The organism is Pseudomonas sp. NPDC088885, assembly GCF_044750025.1.
GTDB lineage: Bacteria > Pseudomonadota > Gammaproteobacteria > Pseudomonadales > Pseudomonadaceae > Aquipseudomonas > Aquipseudomonas rustica.
The window spans coordinates 45,463-60,894 of the sequence record NZ_JBIVJB010000018.1 but is presented as its reverse complement, the minus strand read 5'-3'; the positions used below and the strand labels follow the sequence as shown (position 1 = coordinate 60,894).

The 15,432-nt window shown below is 59.3% G+C and carries 12 protein-coding genes; 9 read left to right on the top strand and 3 right to left on the bottom strand.

Translation table 11 applies throughout. From position 1 onward, the window contains the following. The first annotated feature begins 85 nt into the window (after positions 1–85). Complete coding sequence (locus tag ACIP1X_RS11070) at positions 86–1,420, top strand: substrate-binding domain-containing protein (RefSeq protein WP_400751913.1); 1,335 nt, start codon at positions 86–88, stop codon at positions 1,418–1,420. Positions 1,421–1,643: 223 nt separating this feature from the next. Here the strand turns inward: ACIP1X_RS11070 and ACIP1X_RS11065 are convergent, their stop codons facing one another. Next, complete coding sequence (locus ACIP1X_RS11065) at positions 1,644–2,873, bottom strand: acyl-CoA dehydrogenase (protein ID WP_212551218.1); 1,230 nt, start codon at positions 2,871–2,873, stop codon at positions 1,644–1,646. A gap of 185 nt (positions 2,874–3,058) precedes the next feature. Here ACIP1X_RS11065 and ACIP1X_RS11060 point away from each other — a divergent pair, with 185 nt between their 5' ends. From ACIP1X_RS11060 to ACIP1X_RS11050, 3 genes are all read left to right on the top strand, one after another. After that, entirely contained in the window at positions 3,059–3,988 is a 930-nt protein-coding gene (locus ACIP1X_RS11060; RefSeq protein ID WP_400751911.1) for a LysR family transcriptional regulator, read from the top strand. A 187-nt stretch (positions 3,989–4,175) separates the two neighbouring features. Then, positions 4,176–4,574 (top strand): MerR family DNA-binding transcriptional regulator, encoded by a 399-nt coding sequence (locus ACIP1X_RS11055; RefSeq protein WP_007917234.1) that lies wholly within the window; start codon positions 4,176–4,178, stop codon positions 4,572–4,574. Between the two features lie 149 nt (positions 4,575–4,723). Continuing rightward, positions 4,724–5,623, top strand: coding sequence for a hydroxymethylglutaryl-CoA lyase (locus ACIP1X_RS11050; RefSeq protein WP_400751908.1), 900 nt, complete (start codon positions 4,724–4,726; stop codon positions 5,621–5,623). A 688-nt stretch (positions 5,624–6,311) separates the two neighbouring features. Here the strand turns inward: ACIP1X_RS11050 and ACIP1X_RS11045 are convergent. Beyond that, positions 6,312–8,009: an AMP-binding protein gene (locus tag ACIP1X_RS11045; protein ID WP_400751905.1), complete on the bottom strand. Its 1,698-nt coding sequence runs from the start codon at positions 8,007–8,009 to the stop codon at positions 6,312–6,314. Positions 8,010–8,380: 371 nt separating this feature from the next. On the opposite strand from ACIP1X_RS11045, the gene ACIP1X_RS11040 reads away from it, so the two are divergent. From ACIP1X_RS11040 to ACIP1X_RS11025, 4 genes are all read left to right on the top strand, one after another. Further along, positions 8,381–9,544 (top strand): isovaleryl-CoA dehydrogenase, encoded by a 1,164-nt coding sequence (locus ACIP1X_RS11040; RefSeq protein ID WP_053121705.1) that lies wholly within the window; start codon positions 8,381–8,383, stop codon positions 9,542–9,544. A gap of 97 nt (positions 9,545–9,641) precedes the next feature. Then, positions 9,642–11,246 (top strand): carboxyl transferase domain-containing protein, encoded by a 1,605-nt coding sequence (locus ACIP1X_RS11035; RefSeq protein WP_400751903.1) that lies wholly within the window; start codon positions 9,642–9,644, stop codon positions 11,244–11,246. Positions 11,247–11,364: 118 nt separating this feature from the next. Then, positions 11,365–12,180: a gamma-carboxygeranoyl-CoA hydratase gene (locus ACIP1X_RS11030; protein WP_053121779.1), complete on the top strand. Its 816-nt coding sequence runs from the start codon at positions 11,365–11,367 to the stop codon at positions 12,178–12,180. After that, a complete protein-coding gene (locus tag ACIP1X_RS11025; protein ID WP_400751900.1) occupies positions 12,180–14,129 on the top strand; it encodes an acetyl/propionyl/methylcrotonyl-CoA carboxylase subunit alpha in 1,950 nt (649 codons plus the stop codon). Before ACIP1X_RS11030 ends, ACIP1X_RS11025 begins: the two co-directional genes overlap by 1 nt. A gap of 40 nt (positions 14,130–14,169) precedes the next feature. Here the strand turns inward: ACIP1X_RS11025 and ACIP1X_RS11020 are convergent, their stop codons facing one another. Then, entirely contained in the window at positions 14,170–14,829 is a 660-nt protein-coding gene (locus ACIP1X_RS11020; protein WP_400751897.1) for a LexA family protein, read from the bottom strand. 131 nt (positions 14,830–14,960) lie between these two features. Here ACIP1X_RS11020 and ACIP1X_RS11015 point away from each other — a divergent pair, with 131 nt between their 5' ends. Beyond that, positions 14,961–15,299 carry a DUF6124 family protein gene (locus tag ACIP1X_RS11015; protein WP_053121713.1) on the top strand — a complete coding sequence of 113 codons (339 nt, stop codon included), beginning with the start codon at positions 14,961–14,963 and terminating at the stop codon, positions 15,297–15,299. Positions 15,300–15,432: the final 133 nt, after the last annotated feature.

Below are 15,432 nucleotides of genomic sequence, written 5' to 3'. Positions count from 1 at the left end.
GCTGCGATCTTTTGATCTGTCATCTTTTGGTCATGCGCCTGACTTAATCTCCCCGGCAATCCCCTTGGCTTGATTCGGTGCCGGCATGACCCTGCGTGTTCTGTGCGTCTTTCTCTTGAGTGCGTGGCTGACGGTGTCGGCCGCCGGTTTGCCGGTGCCCGACGACGGCCCGGCGTTGCGCATTCAGGGTTCCAACACCATCGGCGCCGAACTCGGCCCAGCATTGGTCGAAGGTCTGCTGCAACAGCAAGGCCTGCTGAAGATCCACCGCGAAACGCCGGGCACCGCTAACGAACTGCGCATTGTTGGCCAGACGGCTGAAGGCAAACGCGTGCTCATCGACGTCGCCGCTCACGGCTCCAGCACCGGTTTCACCGCCCTGAAAAACGCCAGCGCCGACCTCGCCGCCTCCTCCCGCGAGATCAAGGACAGCGAGCTGATCAGTCTGCAATCCCTCGGCGATCTGAAAAGCGCCGCCGCCGAACAAGTCATCGCCATCGATGGCCTGGCGATCATCCTTCATCCCGAAAACCCGTTGCAGCAACTCGACACCGAGCAACTGGCGCGGATCTTCGCCGGCGAAGTGAAAAGCTGGGAAGACCTCGGTGGTCGCGGCGGTGCGATTCATTTATATGCGCGAGATGATCAGTCCGGCACCTACGACACGTTCAAGGAATTGGTGCTCAGTCGTCGTGGGAAAACGCTGAGCAGTGCGGCGAAACGTTTCGAATCGAGCGAGGAATTATCCGACGCGGTGAGTAGTGATCCGCAGGGCATCGGTTTCATTGGGTTGCCTTACGTGCGTCAGGCCAAAGCCGTGGCGATTGCCGATGGCGCGTCGCAATCGATGCTGCCGCTCAATAGTCTGATCGCCACCGAGGACTATCCGCTGTCTCGGCGACTGTTCTTTTATCTGCCGCCGGACAGCAGCAATCCATGGGCAAAAGCGCTGGTGGCGTTTGCGCAAAGTCGTCAGGGTCAGGAGATTGTTGCGCGCAACGGTTTTATCAGCCAGACCGTGCACGCCATGACGGTCGCGCCGAATGCGCTGATGCCCGAGGGTTATCAATCCCTCAGCCGTCACGCCCAACGTCTGACGGTGAATTTCCGATTTGAAGAGGGCAGCGCGAGTCTGGACAACAAGGCGCGTCAGGATCTGGCGCGGGTGTTCGACTATATAAAGCGCCATGACAAGACCGATCGTGCGGTGACGCTGGTGGGGTTTGGTGATGTAAAGGACGACCCGGCGCGTGCGGATTTGCTGTCGAAATTGCGGGCGATGGCGGTGCGACGGGAGTTGGTGAAGAACGGCGTGGTGCTGCGCGAGGTGCGCGGGTTTGGCGCGCAGATGCCGGTGGCGACCAACAGTGCGGATGAGGGAAGGATCAAGAATCGGCGGGTTGAGGTTTGGGTGTATTGATATCCGCCAAATCGTTCCCACGCTCCGCGTGGTAATTCCGCCATGGACGCTCAGCGTCCACTGTGACGCGGAGCGTCACGGGATGCATTCCCACGCAGAGCGTGGGAACGATCATGGGTTGAATGTTCAGGCCCTTTCGCGAGCAAGCCCGCTCCCACAGGATCTGTGGCGTTCACAAATCCAATGTGGGAGCGGGCTTGCTCGCGAAGGGGGCGACGCGGTCTTACTGACCGCTACGCAGCATTTCCTTCGGCACATACTTGCCGATCTCAAACTTGCCAATCGCCGCACGGTGCACTTCGTCCGGGCCATCGGCCAGACGCAATGTCCGTTGCATCGCATACATATAAGCCAGCGGGAAGTCGTTCGACACCCCGGCGCCGCCATGCATCTGGATCGCCCGATCAATCACGCGCAGCGCCACGTTCGGCGCAACCACCTTGATCTGCGCAATCTCGCTTTTCGCGATTTTGTTACCCACGGTGTCCATCATGTACGCCGCTTTCAGCGTCAGCAGGCGCGCCATGTCGATCTCCATCCGCGAGTCGGCGATCTTGTCGATGTTCCCGCCCAGACGCGCCAGCGGTTTGCCGAAAGCAGTACGGCTCACCGAACGTTTGCACATCAATTCCAGCGCTCGCTCAGCCATGCCGACCGAACGCATGCAGTGGTGAATCCGGCCTGGGCCAAGACGACCTTGGGCAATTTCAAAGCCGCGTCCTTCACCCAACAATACGTTTTCGTACGGCACACGTACGTTGTCGAACAGCACTTCGGCGTGACCGTGCGGCGCATCGTCGTAACCGAACACTGGCAACGGACGAACGATTTTTACGCCGGGAGTATCGACCGGCACGAGGATCATCGAGTGCTGCGCGTGGCGCGGTGCATCGGGATTGCTCAGGCCCATGAAGATCAGAATCTTGCAGCGCGGATCGCAAGCACCGGACGTCCACCATTTTTTGCCGTTGATCACCCACTCGTCGCCATCACGCACGGCGCGGGCGGCCATGTTGGTGGCGTCGGAGGAGGCAACATCGGGTTCGGTCATGGCGAACGCCGAGCGGATCTCGCCGCGCAGCAACGGTTCGAGCCAGCGTTGTTTTTGCTCTTCGTTGGCGTAACGCACCAGCACTTCCATGTTGCCGGTGTCCGGCGCCGAGCAGTTGAACGGCTCCGGGCCGAGCAGTGAGCGGCCCATGATTTCCGCCAGTGGCGCGTATTCGAGGTTGGTCAGGCCGGCACCCAGTTCCGACTCAGGCAGAAACAGATTCCACAGGCCCTCGGCTTTGGCCTTGGCTTTGAGTTCTTCCATGATCGCCGTCGGCTGCCAGCGATCGCCTTCGGCAACCTGGCGCTCGAACACGGCTTCGGCCGGGTAAACGTAAGTGTCCATGAACGCGGTTACGCGCTCACGCAGTTCTTGCACCTTGGGCGAATAAGCGAAATCCATGAGCAGCTCCCGATGGTTAAGGCAGTTCTTCAGCAGAGGTTGTTTAGGTCATGCAATCGATGCTAGAACAGCGCTGATAATTTACCTAGCCTATTCTCGGCGTGTATAAACATTCATCACCGATATATGATCGGCTGATTGCCAGCCCCCCAAACACCGCACTAAATAACAAGAGAAGCCGCGTTATGAATCTGAGCAAGGTCGACCTCAACCTTTTCATCGTCTTCGACGCGATCTACACCGAAGCCAACCTGACCCGCGCCGGGCAGATTGTCGGCATCACCCAGCCGGCGGTGTCCAACGCGCTGGCACGGCTGCGCGAAACCTTCAACGACCCGCTCTTCGTACGCACCGCCCAAGGCATGGTGCCGACGCCGATGGCGCAGAACATCATCGGTCCGGTGCGTAACGCGCTGTCGCTGCTGCGCGTGTCGGTTCAGGAAAGTCGTATTTTCAACCCGGCGCAAGCGGTCAAGACCTACCGCATCAGCATGACTGACCTCACCGAGGCAGTGATTTTGCCGCCGCTGTTCCAGCGCCTGCGCCGTCTGGCGCCGACCGTGATTATCGAAAGTTTCCTGTCGAAACGCCGTGAAACCACCAAGGAACTGGCGGCCGGGCGTCTGGATTTCGCTGTGGATGCGCCGCTCAACACCGACCCACAAGTGCGCCACGTCAAGCTGATGGAAGATCGTTATGTGTGTGCGATGCGCAAGGGGCATCCGATGGCGGGCAAGGAAAAGCTGTCGCTGGATGATTATTTGTCGCTGACCCATATCCATATTTCCAGCCGCCGTAGCGGTCTGGGCTATGTCGATCTGGCACTGGGCAAAATGGGCATTCAGCGCAAGATCGCCCTGCGCTCGCAGCATTATTTGATGGCGTCACAGGTGATGCAGCAGACGGATATGGTCATGACCGTGCCGGAACGCTTTGCCCGTCGGCATGAACTGCAGGCGTTTAATCTGCCGGTGAATGATGTGCCGCCAGTGGAGACGCATCTGTATTGGCATGAAAGCACCGACCAGGATCCGGCGAATCGCTGGATGCGCGAGCAGATGATTGAGTTGTGCCAGCAGGTGACGGCGCAGGAGAAGAAGCTCGACAAACTGTAGGGATTTTTACCGCGTCATCGTTCTTCGCGAGCAGGCTCGCTCCCACAGTGAATTTGTGAACGCCACGGATCCTGTGGGAGCGAGCCTGCTCGCGAAGGGGCCATCAAATACAACACAAATCATCCCGCTTGACGTAAACGTCAACCTGCCATTAGCTTAGCGCCAAGACCTTTTTCCGAGCGCTTCCATGAGCAGCCAGACCTACAGCATTTCCGACCTCGCCCGCGAGCTGGACATCACCACCCGGGCGATCCGCTTTTATGAAGAGCAAGGCCTGCTCAGCCCTGAGCGCCGTGGCCAGGAACGCATCTACTCGCCGCGCGACAAGGTCAGCCTGAAGCTGATCCTGCGTGGCAAGCGCATCGGCTTCTCCTTGGCCGAATGCCGCGAACTGATCGAACTCTACGACCCGTCCAGCGGTAACACCAAACAGCTCAACAGCATGCTGGCGAAAATCACCGAGCGCCGCGAGCAACTGGAGCAACAGTTGCTGGATATCGAACAGATGAAACTGGAGCTTGATACCGCTGAAGAGCGCTGCGTGCAGGCGCTGGAGCAAACCCTCAAGAGCCAGCAGGCGATCTAACGGATCGAACACCATCCCTTGTGGGAGCGGGCTTGCTCGCGAATGCGATTTACCAGTCGACAAATATGTTTCTGATACAGCGCATTCGCGAGCAAGCCCGCTCCCACAAAGGTTCCTCATTTCACTTAGAAATTTGAGCAGGTCAGCCCATGTCCCTCCCCTCCCAAGTACGCCTGATCGAAGTCGGCCCGCGCGATGGCCTGCAGAACGAAGCCCAGCCCATCAGTGTCGCCGACAAGGTGCAACTGGTCGATGCGCTCAGCGCCGCGGGCCTTGGCTATATAGAAGTCGGCAGTTTCGTTTCGCCCAAATGGGTGCCGCAAATGGCCGGTTCCGCCGACGTGTTCGCGCAGATCCAGCGCAAACCCGGCGTGACTTATGGCGCACTGGCACCGAACCTGCGCGGTTTTGAGGATGCGATCGCTGCCGGGGTCAAGGAAGTCGCGGTGTTCGCCGCCGCGTCCGAAGCCTTCTCGCAGCGCAACATCAACTGCTCGATCAGCGAAAGCCTGGCGCGCTTCGCCCCGATCATGGAAGCGGCGAAGCAACACGGCGTAACCGTGCGCGGTTACGTGTCCTGTGTGCTCGGTTGCCCGTATGAAGGCACGGTCGCACCGGAGCAAGTGGCGATGGTCGCGCGCGAGCTGTACGCGATGGGCTGCTACGAAGTTTCGCTGGGCGACACCATCGGCACCGGCACTGCTGGCGCGACTCGCCGTTTGTTTGAAGTGGTTTCGGCGCAGGTGCCACGGGACAAACTCGCCGGACATTTCCACGACACCTACGGTCAGGCGATGGCCAACATCTACGCCAGTCTGCTCGAAGGCATTTCGGTGTTCGACAGCTCTATCGCGGGCCTCGGCGGCTGTCCGTACGCCAAAGGTGCGAGCGGTAACGTTGCGACTGAAGATGTGGTGTACCTGCTCAACGGCCTCGGTATCAAGACCGGAATCGACCTGGACGCCTTGATTGCCGCGGGTCAGCGGATCAGCGCGGTGCTCGGTCGCCCGAGCGGTTCGCGCGTGGCGAAGGCGCGCAGCGCACAGTGAGGGGAGATGGTGTTACCGCTGTGTCCGGAATGTGGGCTTAAGCGAGTAACACGGAAACAAATTGTCTGGATTGGCCTGATCGAAAAATCCTACAAAATCACAAGCCATTGATTTACAAGGCTTTTTAAAAGTTGGCACGCGTAATGCTATTTCTATGGCATAACAAGAATAAAAAGCAGCAAACCAATAAAAATAAGACGTACCGACTCTGACATAACAAAAACAACACGGCAGAGACGCAGCTAACAGATTTTTTTGGAGAAGGTGTGCTTTTCAGGGTGCTCTCAGGAGTGACCCGCAACCGGGCAGAGAACAATAAAACTACCTTCAGGTAGCTCCCGAATCGGTTGGATCGTTTAACGAGAAAGCAGATCAGCGCTCAAAAAAATACGTTTGCTCTTGACCCCGGATGGGGGTCGCCAAAAACAGCGGTAAAGGGCCACGGTTGCCAAAAACAACAACAGACCGACCCTCAATAATAAAAAAGAGCACGCGACGACAAAATTAAAGGGGAGCTTCGGCTCCCCTTTGTGCTTTCTGTGATTCCTCTTTCCAACACCGCCCATTCCCCTGTGGGAGCGAGCCTGCTCGCGAAAGCGGTATATCAGGCACATTTGCGCTGAATGACACACTGCATTCGCGAGCAGGCTCGCTCCCACATTAGATTGTAATCACGTTAACTTTTGTGTCAGGCGTGCTTTTCGCGAAGTTCTTCGATGCTGATTTCACGCATGCGGAATTTCTGAATTTTCCCCGTCACCGTCATCGGAAACTCTTCGACGAACTTGAAGTGCCGTGGCGTCTTGAAGTGCGCGATGCGCTCTTTGCACCAGGTTTGCAACTCCAGCTCGGAGGCGTTGTGGCCGGGATGGAATTTGATCCAGGCGACAATCTCCTCGCCGTAACGCGAGCACGGAATGCCGATCACCTGCACGTCCGCCACCGCCGGATGAGTGAAGAAAAACTCTTCCAGCTCACGCGGATAAACGTTCTCGCCGCCGCGAATGATCATGTCCTTGTTACGCCCGGCGATGTTGACGTAACCCTCCTCGTTCATGCTCGCCAGGTCGCCGGTGTGCATCCATCCTGCTTCATCGATAGCTTCAGCGGTGGCTTGCGGGTTTTGCCAATAGCCGAGCATCACGCTGTAACCACGGGTGCACAGTTCGCCGATGGTGCCGCGCGGCACGAGGTTGCCGGCCTCGTCGATGATCTTGCTTTCCAGTTGCGGCTGGGTGCGGCCGACCGTGGTCACGCGCAGCTCCAGCTCATCGTTCGGGCCGGTTTGCAGTGACACCGGGCTGGTTTCGGTCATGCCGTAGGCGATCTGCACTTCGCTCATGTGCATCTCGCTGATGACCCGGCGCATCACTTCAATCGGGCAGGTGGCGCCGGCCATGATCCCGGTGCGCAGGCTCGACAGATCGAATTCGGCGCGTTGCGGCTGATCAAGCATGGCGATAAACATGGTCGGCACGCCGTAGAGGCCGGTGGCTTTTTCTTCGGCGACGGTCTGCAGGGTCAGCAACGGATCGAAGGCGTCGTTGGGGTAAATCATCGTGCTGCCGTGTGTGACGCAGCCGAGGTTGCCCATGACCATGCCGAAGCAGTGGTACAGCGGCACCGGGATCACCAGGCGATCGTGCGGGGTCAGGCCGATGCTTTCGCCGACCATGTAACCGTTGTTGAGGATGTTGTAGTGGCTGAGGGTCGCGCCTTTGGGGAAACCGGTGGTGCCGGAGGTGTATTGAATGTTTACCGGTTGATCGAAGTGCAGGCTGTTGCTGCGCTCACTGAGTTGTTGCGGGGTGACGCTGGCCGCCATGTCGGTCAATTGTGACCACGGCAGGAAACCTGATGGCGGCTGCGCGTCGAGGCTGATCACGCCGCGCAATTCCGGCAGGCGCTCGCTGCACAGTTGGCCGATGGATTGTTCGGCCAGTTCTGGCACCAATCCTTGCAACATGCCGTGGTAGTTCGACGACTTGAACGCCCCGGCGCAGACCAGCCATTGGCAGCCGGATTGTTTGAGCACGTATTCCAGTTCGGAACTGCGGTAGGCCGGGTTGACGTTGACCAGGATTACACCGATTTTCGCCGTGGCGAATTGGGTGATGCACCACTCAGAGCAGTTCGGTGCCCAGATGCCGAGGCGATCGCCGGCCTGTAAACCCAGGGCGAGCAGCGCTCTGGCGTGCAGATCGACGGCATCGGCCAGTTGTCGCCAGGAATAACGCAACTGCTGATGGCGCACGACGAGCGCTTCGCCGTCGGGATATTGCGCGACGGTGTGATCGAACTTCTGCCCGATGGTCATCGCCAGCAAGGCTTTGTTCTGTGAGCCACGGGTGTAGCTGCGCCGCGGGTTTGCACTGGGTTGATCCATGACGACCCCTATTGTCTTTATTAGTGGGTTTACCGGATTGCACTTTTTGTGGAGAGCTTTGTGGTTGGCCTATGTGGCGAGGGGATTTATCCCCGATGGGTGGCGAAGCCGCCCCTGCATATCTCCTGACAAATCAGATTTACAGATTTCACGACTGCTTTGCAGCCGAACGGGGATAAATCCCCTCACCACAAAAGCCCGCTCCCACAAAAAAGCGATCCTTTTTCAATCTTGAACTGCCCCTACTCTCGCTCAAGTTGACGTTAACGTAAAGGGTGATTGACAGCCATTCGTCACAGGCTTACGTTAACGTAAAGGTGAGAGCCGAGTGACCGCCCTCCCCACCCTACAAAAAAGCCAAAAGGTGACCCATGAGCTATCCATCCCTGAATTTTGCCCTCGGTGAAACCATCGACATGCTGCGCGATCAGGTTCAGTCCTTTGTCGCCAAGGAGATCGCTCCGCGTGCGGCGCAGATCGACAGCGACAACCTGTTCCCCGCCGACATGTGGCGCAAATTCGGCGACATGGGCCTGCTCGGCATTACCGTGCCGGAAGAGTACGGCGGTGCTGGCCTCGGTTACCTGGCACACGTCGTGGCGATGGAAGAAATCAGTCGTGGCTCGGCTTCGGTGGCGCTGTCCTACGGCGCGCATTCGAACCTCTGCGTCAACCAGATCAATCGCAACGGTAACCACGAACAGAAAACCAAGTACCTGCCGAAACTGATCAGCGGCGAGCACGTCGGCGCATTGGCGATGAGCGAACCGAATGCCGGTTCCGACGTGGTCTCGATGAAATTGCGCGCCGACAAACGCGGCGACCGTTACGTCCTCAACGGCAGCAAAACCTGGATCACCAACGGCCCCGACGCCAACACTTACGTGATCTACGCCAAAACCGATCTGGAAAAAGGCCCGCACGGCATCACCGCATTCATCGTCGAGCGCGACTGGAAAGGCTTCAGCCGCAGCAACAAGTTCGACAAGCTCGGCATGCGCGGCTCCAACACTTGCGAGCTGTTCTTCGATGACGTCGAAGTGCCGGAAGAAAACATCCTCGGCGTGCTCAACGGTGGTGTGAAAGTGTTGATGAGCGGCCTCGATTACGAGCGCGTCGTACTCTCTGGCGGCCCGACCGGGATCATGCAGTCGTGCATGGACCTGATCGTGCCGTACATTCACGACCGTAAACAGTTCGGCCAAAGCATCGGCGAGTTCCAGCTGATCCAGGGCAAAGTCGCCGACATGTACACCCAACTCAACGCCAGCCGAGCTTATCTGTATGCCGTTGCCCAAGCCTGCGAGCGTGGCGAAACCACGCGTAAAGACGCCGCCGGCGTAATCCTTTATACCGCTGAGCGCGCTACACAAATGGCCCTCGACGCGATCCAGATTCTCGGTGGTAACGGTTACATCAACGAATTCCCGGCGGGCCGCCTGCTGCGCGACGCCAAGCTGTACGAAATCGGCGCTGGCACCAGTGAGATCCGTCGCATGCTGATCGGTCGCGAACTCTTCAACGAAACGAAATAAATTTCGTCAGCTGCGAGCTGCAAGTTTCAAGCTGCAAGAGAACAGCTTTAACTTGCCGCTCCAAGCTTGCAACTCGTAGCTGCTTACGGAGTAAGCCATGATTCTGCATACACAGCTCAATCCTCGTTCAGCGGAGTTCACCGCCAACAGCGCGGCGATGCTCAAACAGGTCGACGCCCTGCACACCCTGCTCGCCCAAGTGGCGCAGGGTGGTGGCGCGAAAGCTCAGGAACGCCACACTTCACGGGGCAAATTGCTGCCGCGTGAACGCATCAACCGTTTGCTCGATCCGGGTTCACCGTTTCTGGAGATCAGCCAACTGGCCGCCCACGCTGTGTATGGCGAAGACGTGCCGGCGGCCGGTGTGATTGCCGGGATCGGCCGGGTCGAAGGCGTCGAATGCATGATCGTCGCCAACGACGCGACGGTTAAGGGTGGCTCGTACTACCCGCTGACTGTGAAAAAACATCTGCGCGCACAAACCATCGCGCAGCAGAATCGTCTGCCGTGCATCTATCTGGTCGACTCCGGCGGCGCCAACCTGCCGCGTCAGGACGAAGTGTTCCCGGATCGCGAGCACTTCGGGCGGATCTTCTTCAACCAGGCCAACATGAGCGCGATGGGCATTCCGCAAATCGCCGTGGTCATGGGCTCGTGCACTGCGGGCGGCGCTTACGTGCCGGCGATGGCCGACGAAGCGATCATGGTGCGCAATCAGGCGACGATTTTCCTCGCCGGCCCGCCGTTGGTGAAAGCCGCGACCGGTGAAGTAGTCAGCGCCGAAGACCTCGGCGGGGCCGACGTGCACTGCAAGATTTCCGGGGTTGCCGACCACTACGCCGAGAGTGACGAACACGCCCTCGCCCTCGCCCGCCGCAGCGTGGCCAACCTCAACTGGCGCAAGCTCGGCGAAGTGCAACAGCGTGCACCGATTGCGCCGCTGTACGCGAACGATGAGTTGTACGGCGTGGTCTCGGCGGACGCCAAGCAGCCGTTCGACGTGCGCGAAGTGATTGCACGACTGGTCGACGGTTCGGTGTTCGATGAGTTCAAAGCGCTGTTCGGCACCACGCTGGTTTGCGGTTTTGCGCATCTGCACGGTTACCCGATCGCGATTCTGGCGAACAACGGCATCCTCTTCGCCGAAGCCGCGCAGAAAGGCGCGCACTTCATCGAACTGGCCTGCCAGCGCGGCATTCCGCTGCTGTTCCTGCAAAACATCACCGGCTTCATGGTCGGTCAGAAATACGAGGCCGGTGGCATCGCCAAGCACGGCGCGAAACTGGTGACGGCCGTGGCTTGCGCCAAGGTGCCGAAATTCACCGTGATCATCGGCGGCAGTTTCGGCGCCGGTAACTACGGCATGTGCGGACGCGCTTACGATCCGCGTTTTCTGTGGATGTGGCCGAATGCGCGGATCGGCGTGATGGGCGCCGAACAGGCGGCCGGCGTGCTGGTGCAGGTCAAACGCGAGCAGGCTGAACGCAGTGGCCAAAGCTTCAGTGCCGAGCAGGAAGCCGAGATCAAGCAACCGATCCTCGACCAGTATGAAGAGCAGGGTCACCCCTACTATTCCAGCGCACGGCTGTGGGACGACGGCGTCATCGACCCGGCGCAGACCCGCGATGTGCTGGCCCTGGCCTTGTCCGCGTCGCTGAACGCGCCAATCGAACCGAGCCGCTTCGGCGTGTTCCGGATGTGATTCGATCCTGTAGGAGCAAGGCTTGCCCGCGAAGGCGATGTGTCAGTCACATCAATGGTGGAATGACTACTTTCGCGGGCAAGCCTTGCTCCTACAAGAACCGTGGAGACGGATGAATATGAGCGACTTCAACACCCTCGAACTGCAAAACGACCCGCGCGGTTTCGCGACGCTGTGGCTCAACCGCCCAGAGAAAAACAACGCGTTCAACGCCGAGATGATCCGCGAACTGATCCTCGCCCTCGACAAAGTTGCCAGTGACGCCAGCCTGCGTTTCCTGCTGGTGCGCGGGCGTGGCAAGCACTTCAGCGCCGGCGCCGATCTGGCGTGGATGCAGCAATCGGCCGAGCTCGATTACCACACCAACCTCGACGACGCCCGCGAGCTCGCCGAGCTGATGTACAACCTCGCCAAGCTGAAAATCCCCACCGTGGCCGTGGTGCAAGGCGCGGCATTCGGGGGCGCGCTGGGTTTGATCAGTTGCTGCGACATGGCGATCGGTGCCGACGACGCGCAATTCTGCCTGTCGGAAGTGCGCATCGGTCTGGCGCCAGCGGTGATCAGCCCGTTCGTCGTACAAGCCATTGGCGAGCGCGCGGCGCGCCGTTATGCGCTGACCGCTGAACGGTTTGGCGGTCAACGGGCACGGGAAATCGGTTTGTTGTCCGACAGCTATCCGGCCGCTGAACTGGAGCAACAGGTCGAACAGTGGATCAATAATCTGCTGCTCAACAGCCCCGCCGCCATGCGCGCCAGCAAGGATTTGTTGCGTGAAGTCGGCAACGGCGCGCTGACCCCGGCGCTGCGCCGCTACACCGAAAATGCCATCGCCCGCATCCGCGTCAGTCCGGAAGGTCAGGAAGGTCTGCGGGCCTTTCTGCAAAAACGTCCGCCGAGCTGGCAAGCCGAAACCACCACCAAGGAGCCGCGTTGATGAGCGCACCCGTTCTCACCACCCTGCTGGTGGCCAACCGTGGCGAAATCGCTTGCCGCGTGATGCGCACCGCCAAAGCGCTGGGCCTGACCACGGTCGCCGTGCACAGCGCCACCGACCGCGAGGCGCGGCACAGCCGTGAAGCGGATATCCGCGTCGATCTCGGCGGCAGCAAAGCGGCTGACAGTTATTTGCAAATCGACAAACTGATCGCGGCGGCCAAGGCCAGCGGCGCGCAGGCGATTCATCCGGGGTATGGCTTTCTGTCGGAGAACGCCGGGTTCGCCCGTGCGATTGAAGCGGCAGGGCTGATTTTCCTCGGCCCACCGGCCTCGGCCATCGACGCGATGGGCAGCAAATCGGCGGCCAAGGCGTTGATGGAAACTGCCGGCGTGCCTCTGGTGCCGGGTTATCACGGCGAAGCGCAGGATCTCGAGACCTTCCGTGCTGCCTGCGAACGCATCGGTTATCCGGTGCTGCTCAAAGCCACGGCGGGCGGCGGCGGCAAAGGCATGAAAGTCGTTGAAGAGGTCGGCCAGCTCGCCGAAGCACTCGCCTCCGCTCAGCGTGAAGCGCAGTCGTCATTCGGCGATTCGCGGATGCTGGTGGAGAAATATCTGCTGAAACCGCGTCACGTCGAAATTCAGGTGTTCGCCGATCAGCATGGCAATTGCCTGTACCTGAATGAGCGTGATTGCTCGATTCAGCGGCGGCATCAGAAAGTCGTCGAAGAGGCGCCAGCACCGGGCCTGTCCGCTGAACTGCGGCGGGCGATGGGTGAAGCGGCTGTGCGTTCGGCGCAGGCGATCGGTTATGTCGGCGCCGGCACGGTGGAGTTTCTGCTTGATGCGCGTGGCGAATTCTTCTTTATGGAGATGAACACGCGCCTTCAAGTTGAACACCCGGTGACCGAGGCGATCACTGGTCTGGATCTGGTCGCCTGGCAGATTCGCGTGGCGCGGGGTGAAGCGCTGCCGATCACCCAAGAGCAGGTGCCACTCAATGGCCACGCGATCGAAGTGCGCTTGTATGCCGAAGACCCTTCGAATGATTTCCTACCGGCCACCGGGCGTCTGGATTTGTATCGAGAGTCTGCCGAAGGGCCTGGGCGTCGAGTGGACAGCGGGGTTGAGGAAGGTGATGAGATTTCGCCGTTCTACGACCCGATGCTCGGCAAGCTGATTGCCTGGGGCGAGGATCGTGAACAGGCACGCCTGCGTTTGTTGAGCATGCTCGATGAATTTGCGATTGGCGGGTTGAAGACCAACATCAACTTTCTGCGACGGATCATCGCGCATCCGGCATTTGCGGCGGCGGAACTGGATACCGGGTTTATTCCGCGCTATCAGGAGCAATTGCTGCCAGCGCCGAGCGAATTGAGTGACGGGTTCTGGCAGGCGGCGGCGCAGGCGTTTGCGCAGAGTTTGCCGAACGTTGTGCGGGCGGATGATGCTGCCTCACCGTGGTCGCGGAACAGCGGATTGCGCGCGGGTTTGCCTCGGGAAATTACCCTGCATTTGAGTTGCGAGGGGCAGGATCGGGCGTTGACGCTGGGGGCTGGCGGCGATGCAAAACTGCTGGGCGATTCGCTGGTTGTTGAACACGAAGGCGTGCGTCGTACCTTGCGGGCTATTCGTCAGGGCGATGCGCTGTATCTGCAATGGGAAGGCGAGTTGCGTCGCGTCGAAGCTTACGACCCGATCAGTGCGGTGGAAGCCAGTAACAGTCATCAGGGCGGTCTGACGGCACCGATGAACGGCAGCATCGTGCGGGTCTTGGTCGAGGCCGGGCAATCGGTTGAAGCCGGTGCGCAACTGGTGGTGCTGGAAGCGATGAAGATGGAGCACAGCATCCGTGCGCCGCATGCCGGGGTGATCAAAGCGCTGTATTGCCAGGAAGGTGAAATGGTCGGCGAAGGCAGCGCTTTGGTTGAACTGGAAGCAGTGTGAATAAATAGACCGATCCTACGCCAAGCGAGGATCGGTCTGACTAGAAGCGCGCCGTTGCCTGCACCACCACGCCGAGGATTCGACACTCCTCGGTGAACAAGGCTTTCGGCCACGTCGGATTGAGCGGTATCAGGTAACGCTGGCCGCCCTCTTCGTCGAGCTTGCGAAAAATCGCCTCATGGCTGTCCGACCACTGGGCGATCACCAGTTTGCCGGGGACTGCCTCTGCCTCCGGATCGACCAGAATCAGCATGCCTTCGGGGATGCTCGTGCCTTTGGGCGCGGTCATCGAATCGCCTGACACCCTCAGCCAGAACGCGGCGCCGCGAGCGTGATAATCCGTCAGCTCGAAGCGTTGCCTGTCCTCGTGTTTGCCGTAGGGCTGCGGCGCGCTTTCACGCGCCTGCAGTGGCGCGCTCCAGTCGCTCACCGGGTAGCGAAAGTAAGGGTTGTATTTCTGCGTCAGCGGCATGTCGTCGTCCGCCGCAGGCTGCGGCTCGCGAATGACCATCGCCACTTCGAGAAAATCCATGCCCAGCGCTTGCAGCACGCGGTTCATCTCCGCGACGCCCGGTTCACGACGTTTGTTCAGCCAATGGCCGATGCCGCCCTGGGACATGCCAACACGCTCTCCGAGCTCTGTTTGAGTGATTTTGAGTTCACTCATTTTGGCCTTGACCAACTCAATCCATTTATCCATGTGCGGCACCTTACGCGTGACGCCTTCGGCCAGCAAAACACAAATTGTCGTATTTAAATTCTGGTCACAACTACGCATCGTACTATGCTGATCGCACGGACAGTTAATCAAACAAGGAGTGGCCCTTCATCATGAACATCAGCAGCAAAGACTTGCCCGACCTGCAAATGGACACCACGTTCACCTCGCCCCAAGGCAACGCCGCAGCGCAACGAGCGCTCGACTATTACTTGAAACCAACTGTGTCGACACCCGAGGTCGATGAGCGTTTTTTCGACGTCAACCGGCATGTCAGCGGCGAAGAGGCCCTGGTACACGCTTCGGATTTATTACGTTGCGCCGCCGCCACCGCGTTCAAGGCAGCCGAAAACCTGCAAGGCGCGAGTCGCGATCTGGCATTTTCAGTGGTGCACATGGTGGATATGGCGCGGGCGATGGTCGACCACTCGCTGGATGGCGATGAAGTCTGAGGAACGGGGGTTCGAACGGATGGGAAAGAATTTTCCAATCGCGCAGATAAAAACATTTGACTTGCAAATGATAATGATTATTATTGCATGCAGCTGGTCGCGAGATCAGTCGATGGACCAGAGACCTTAGGTC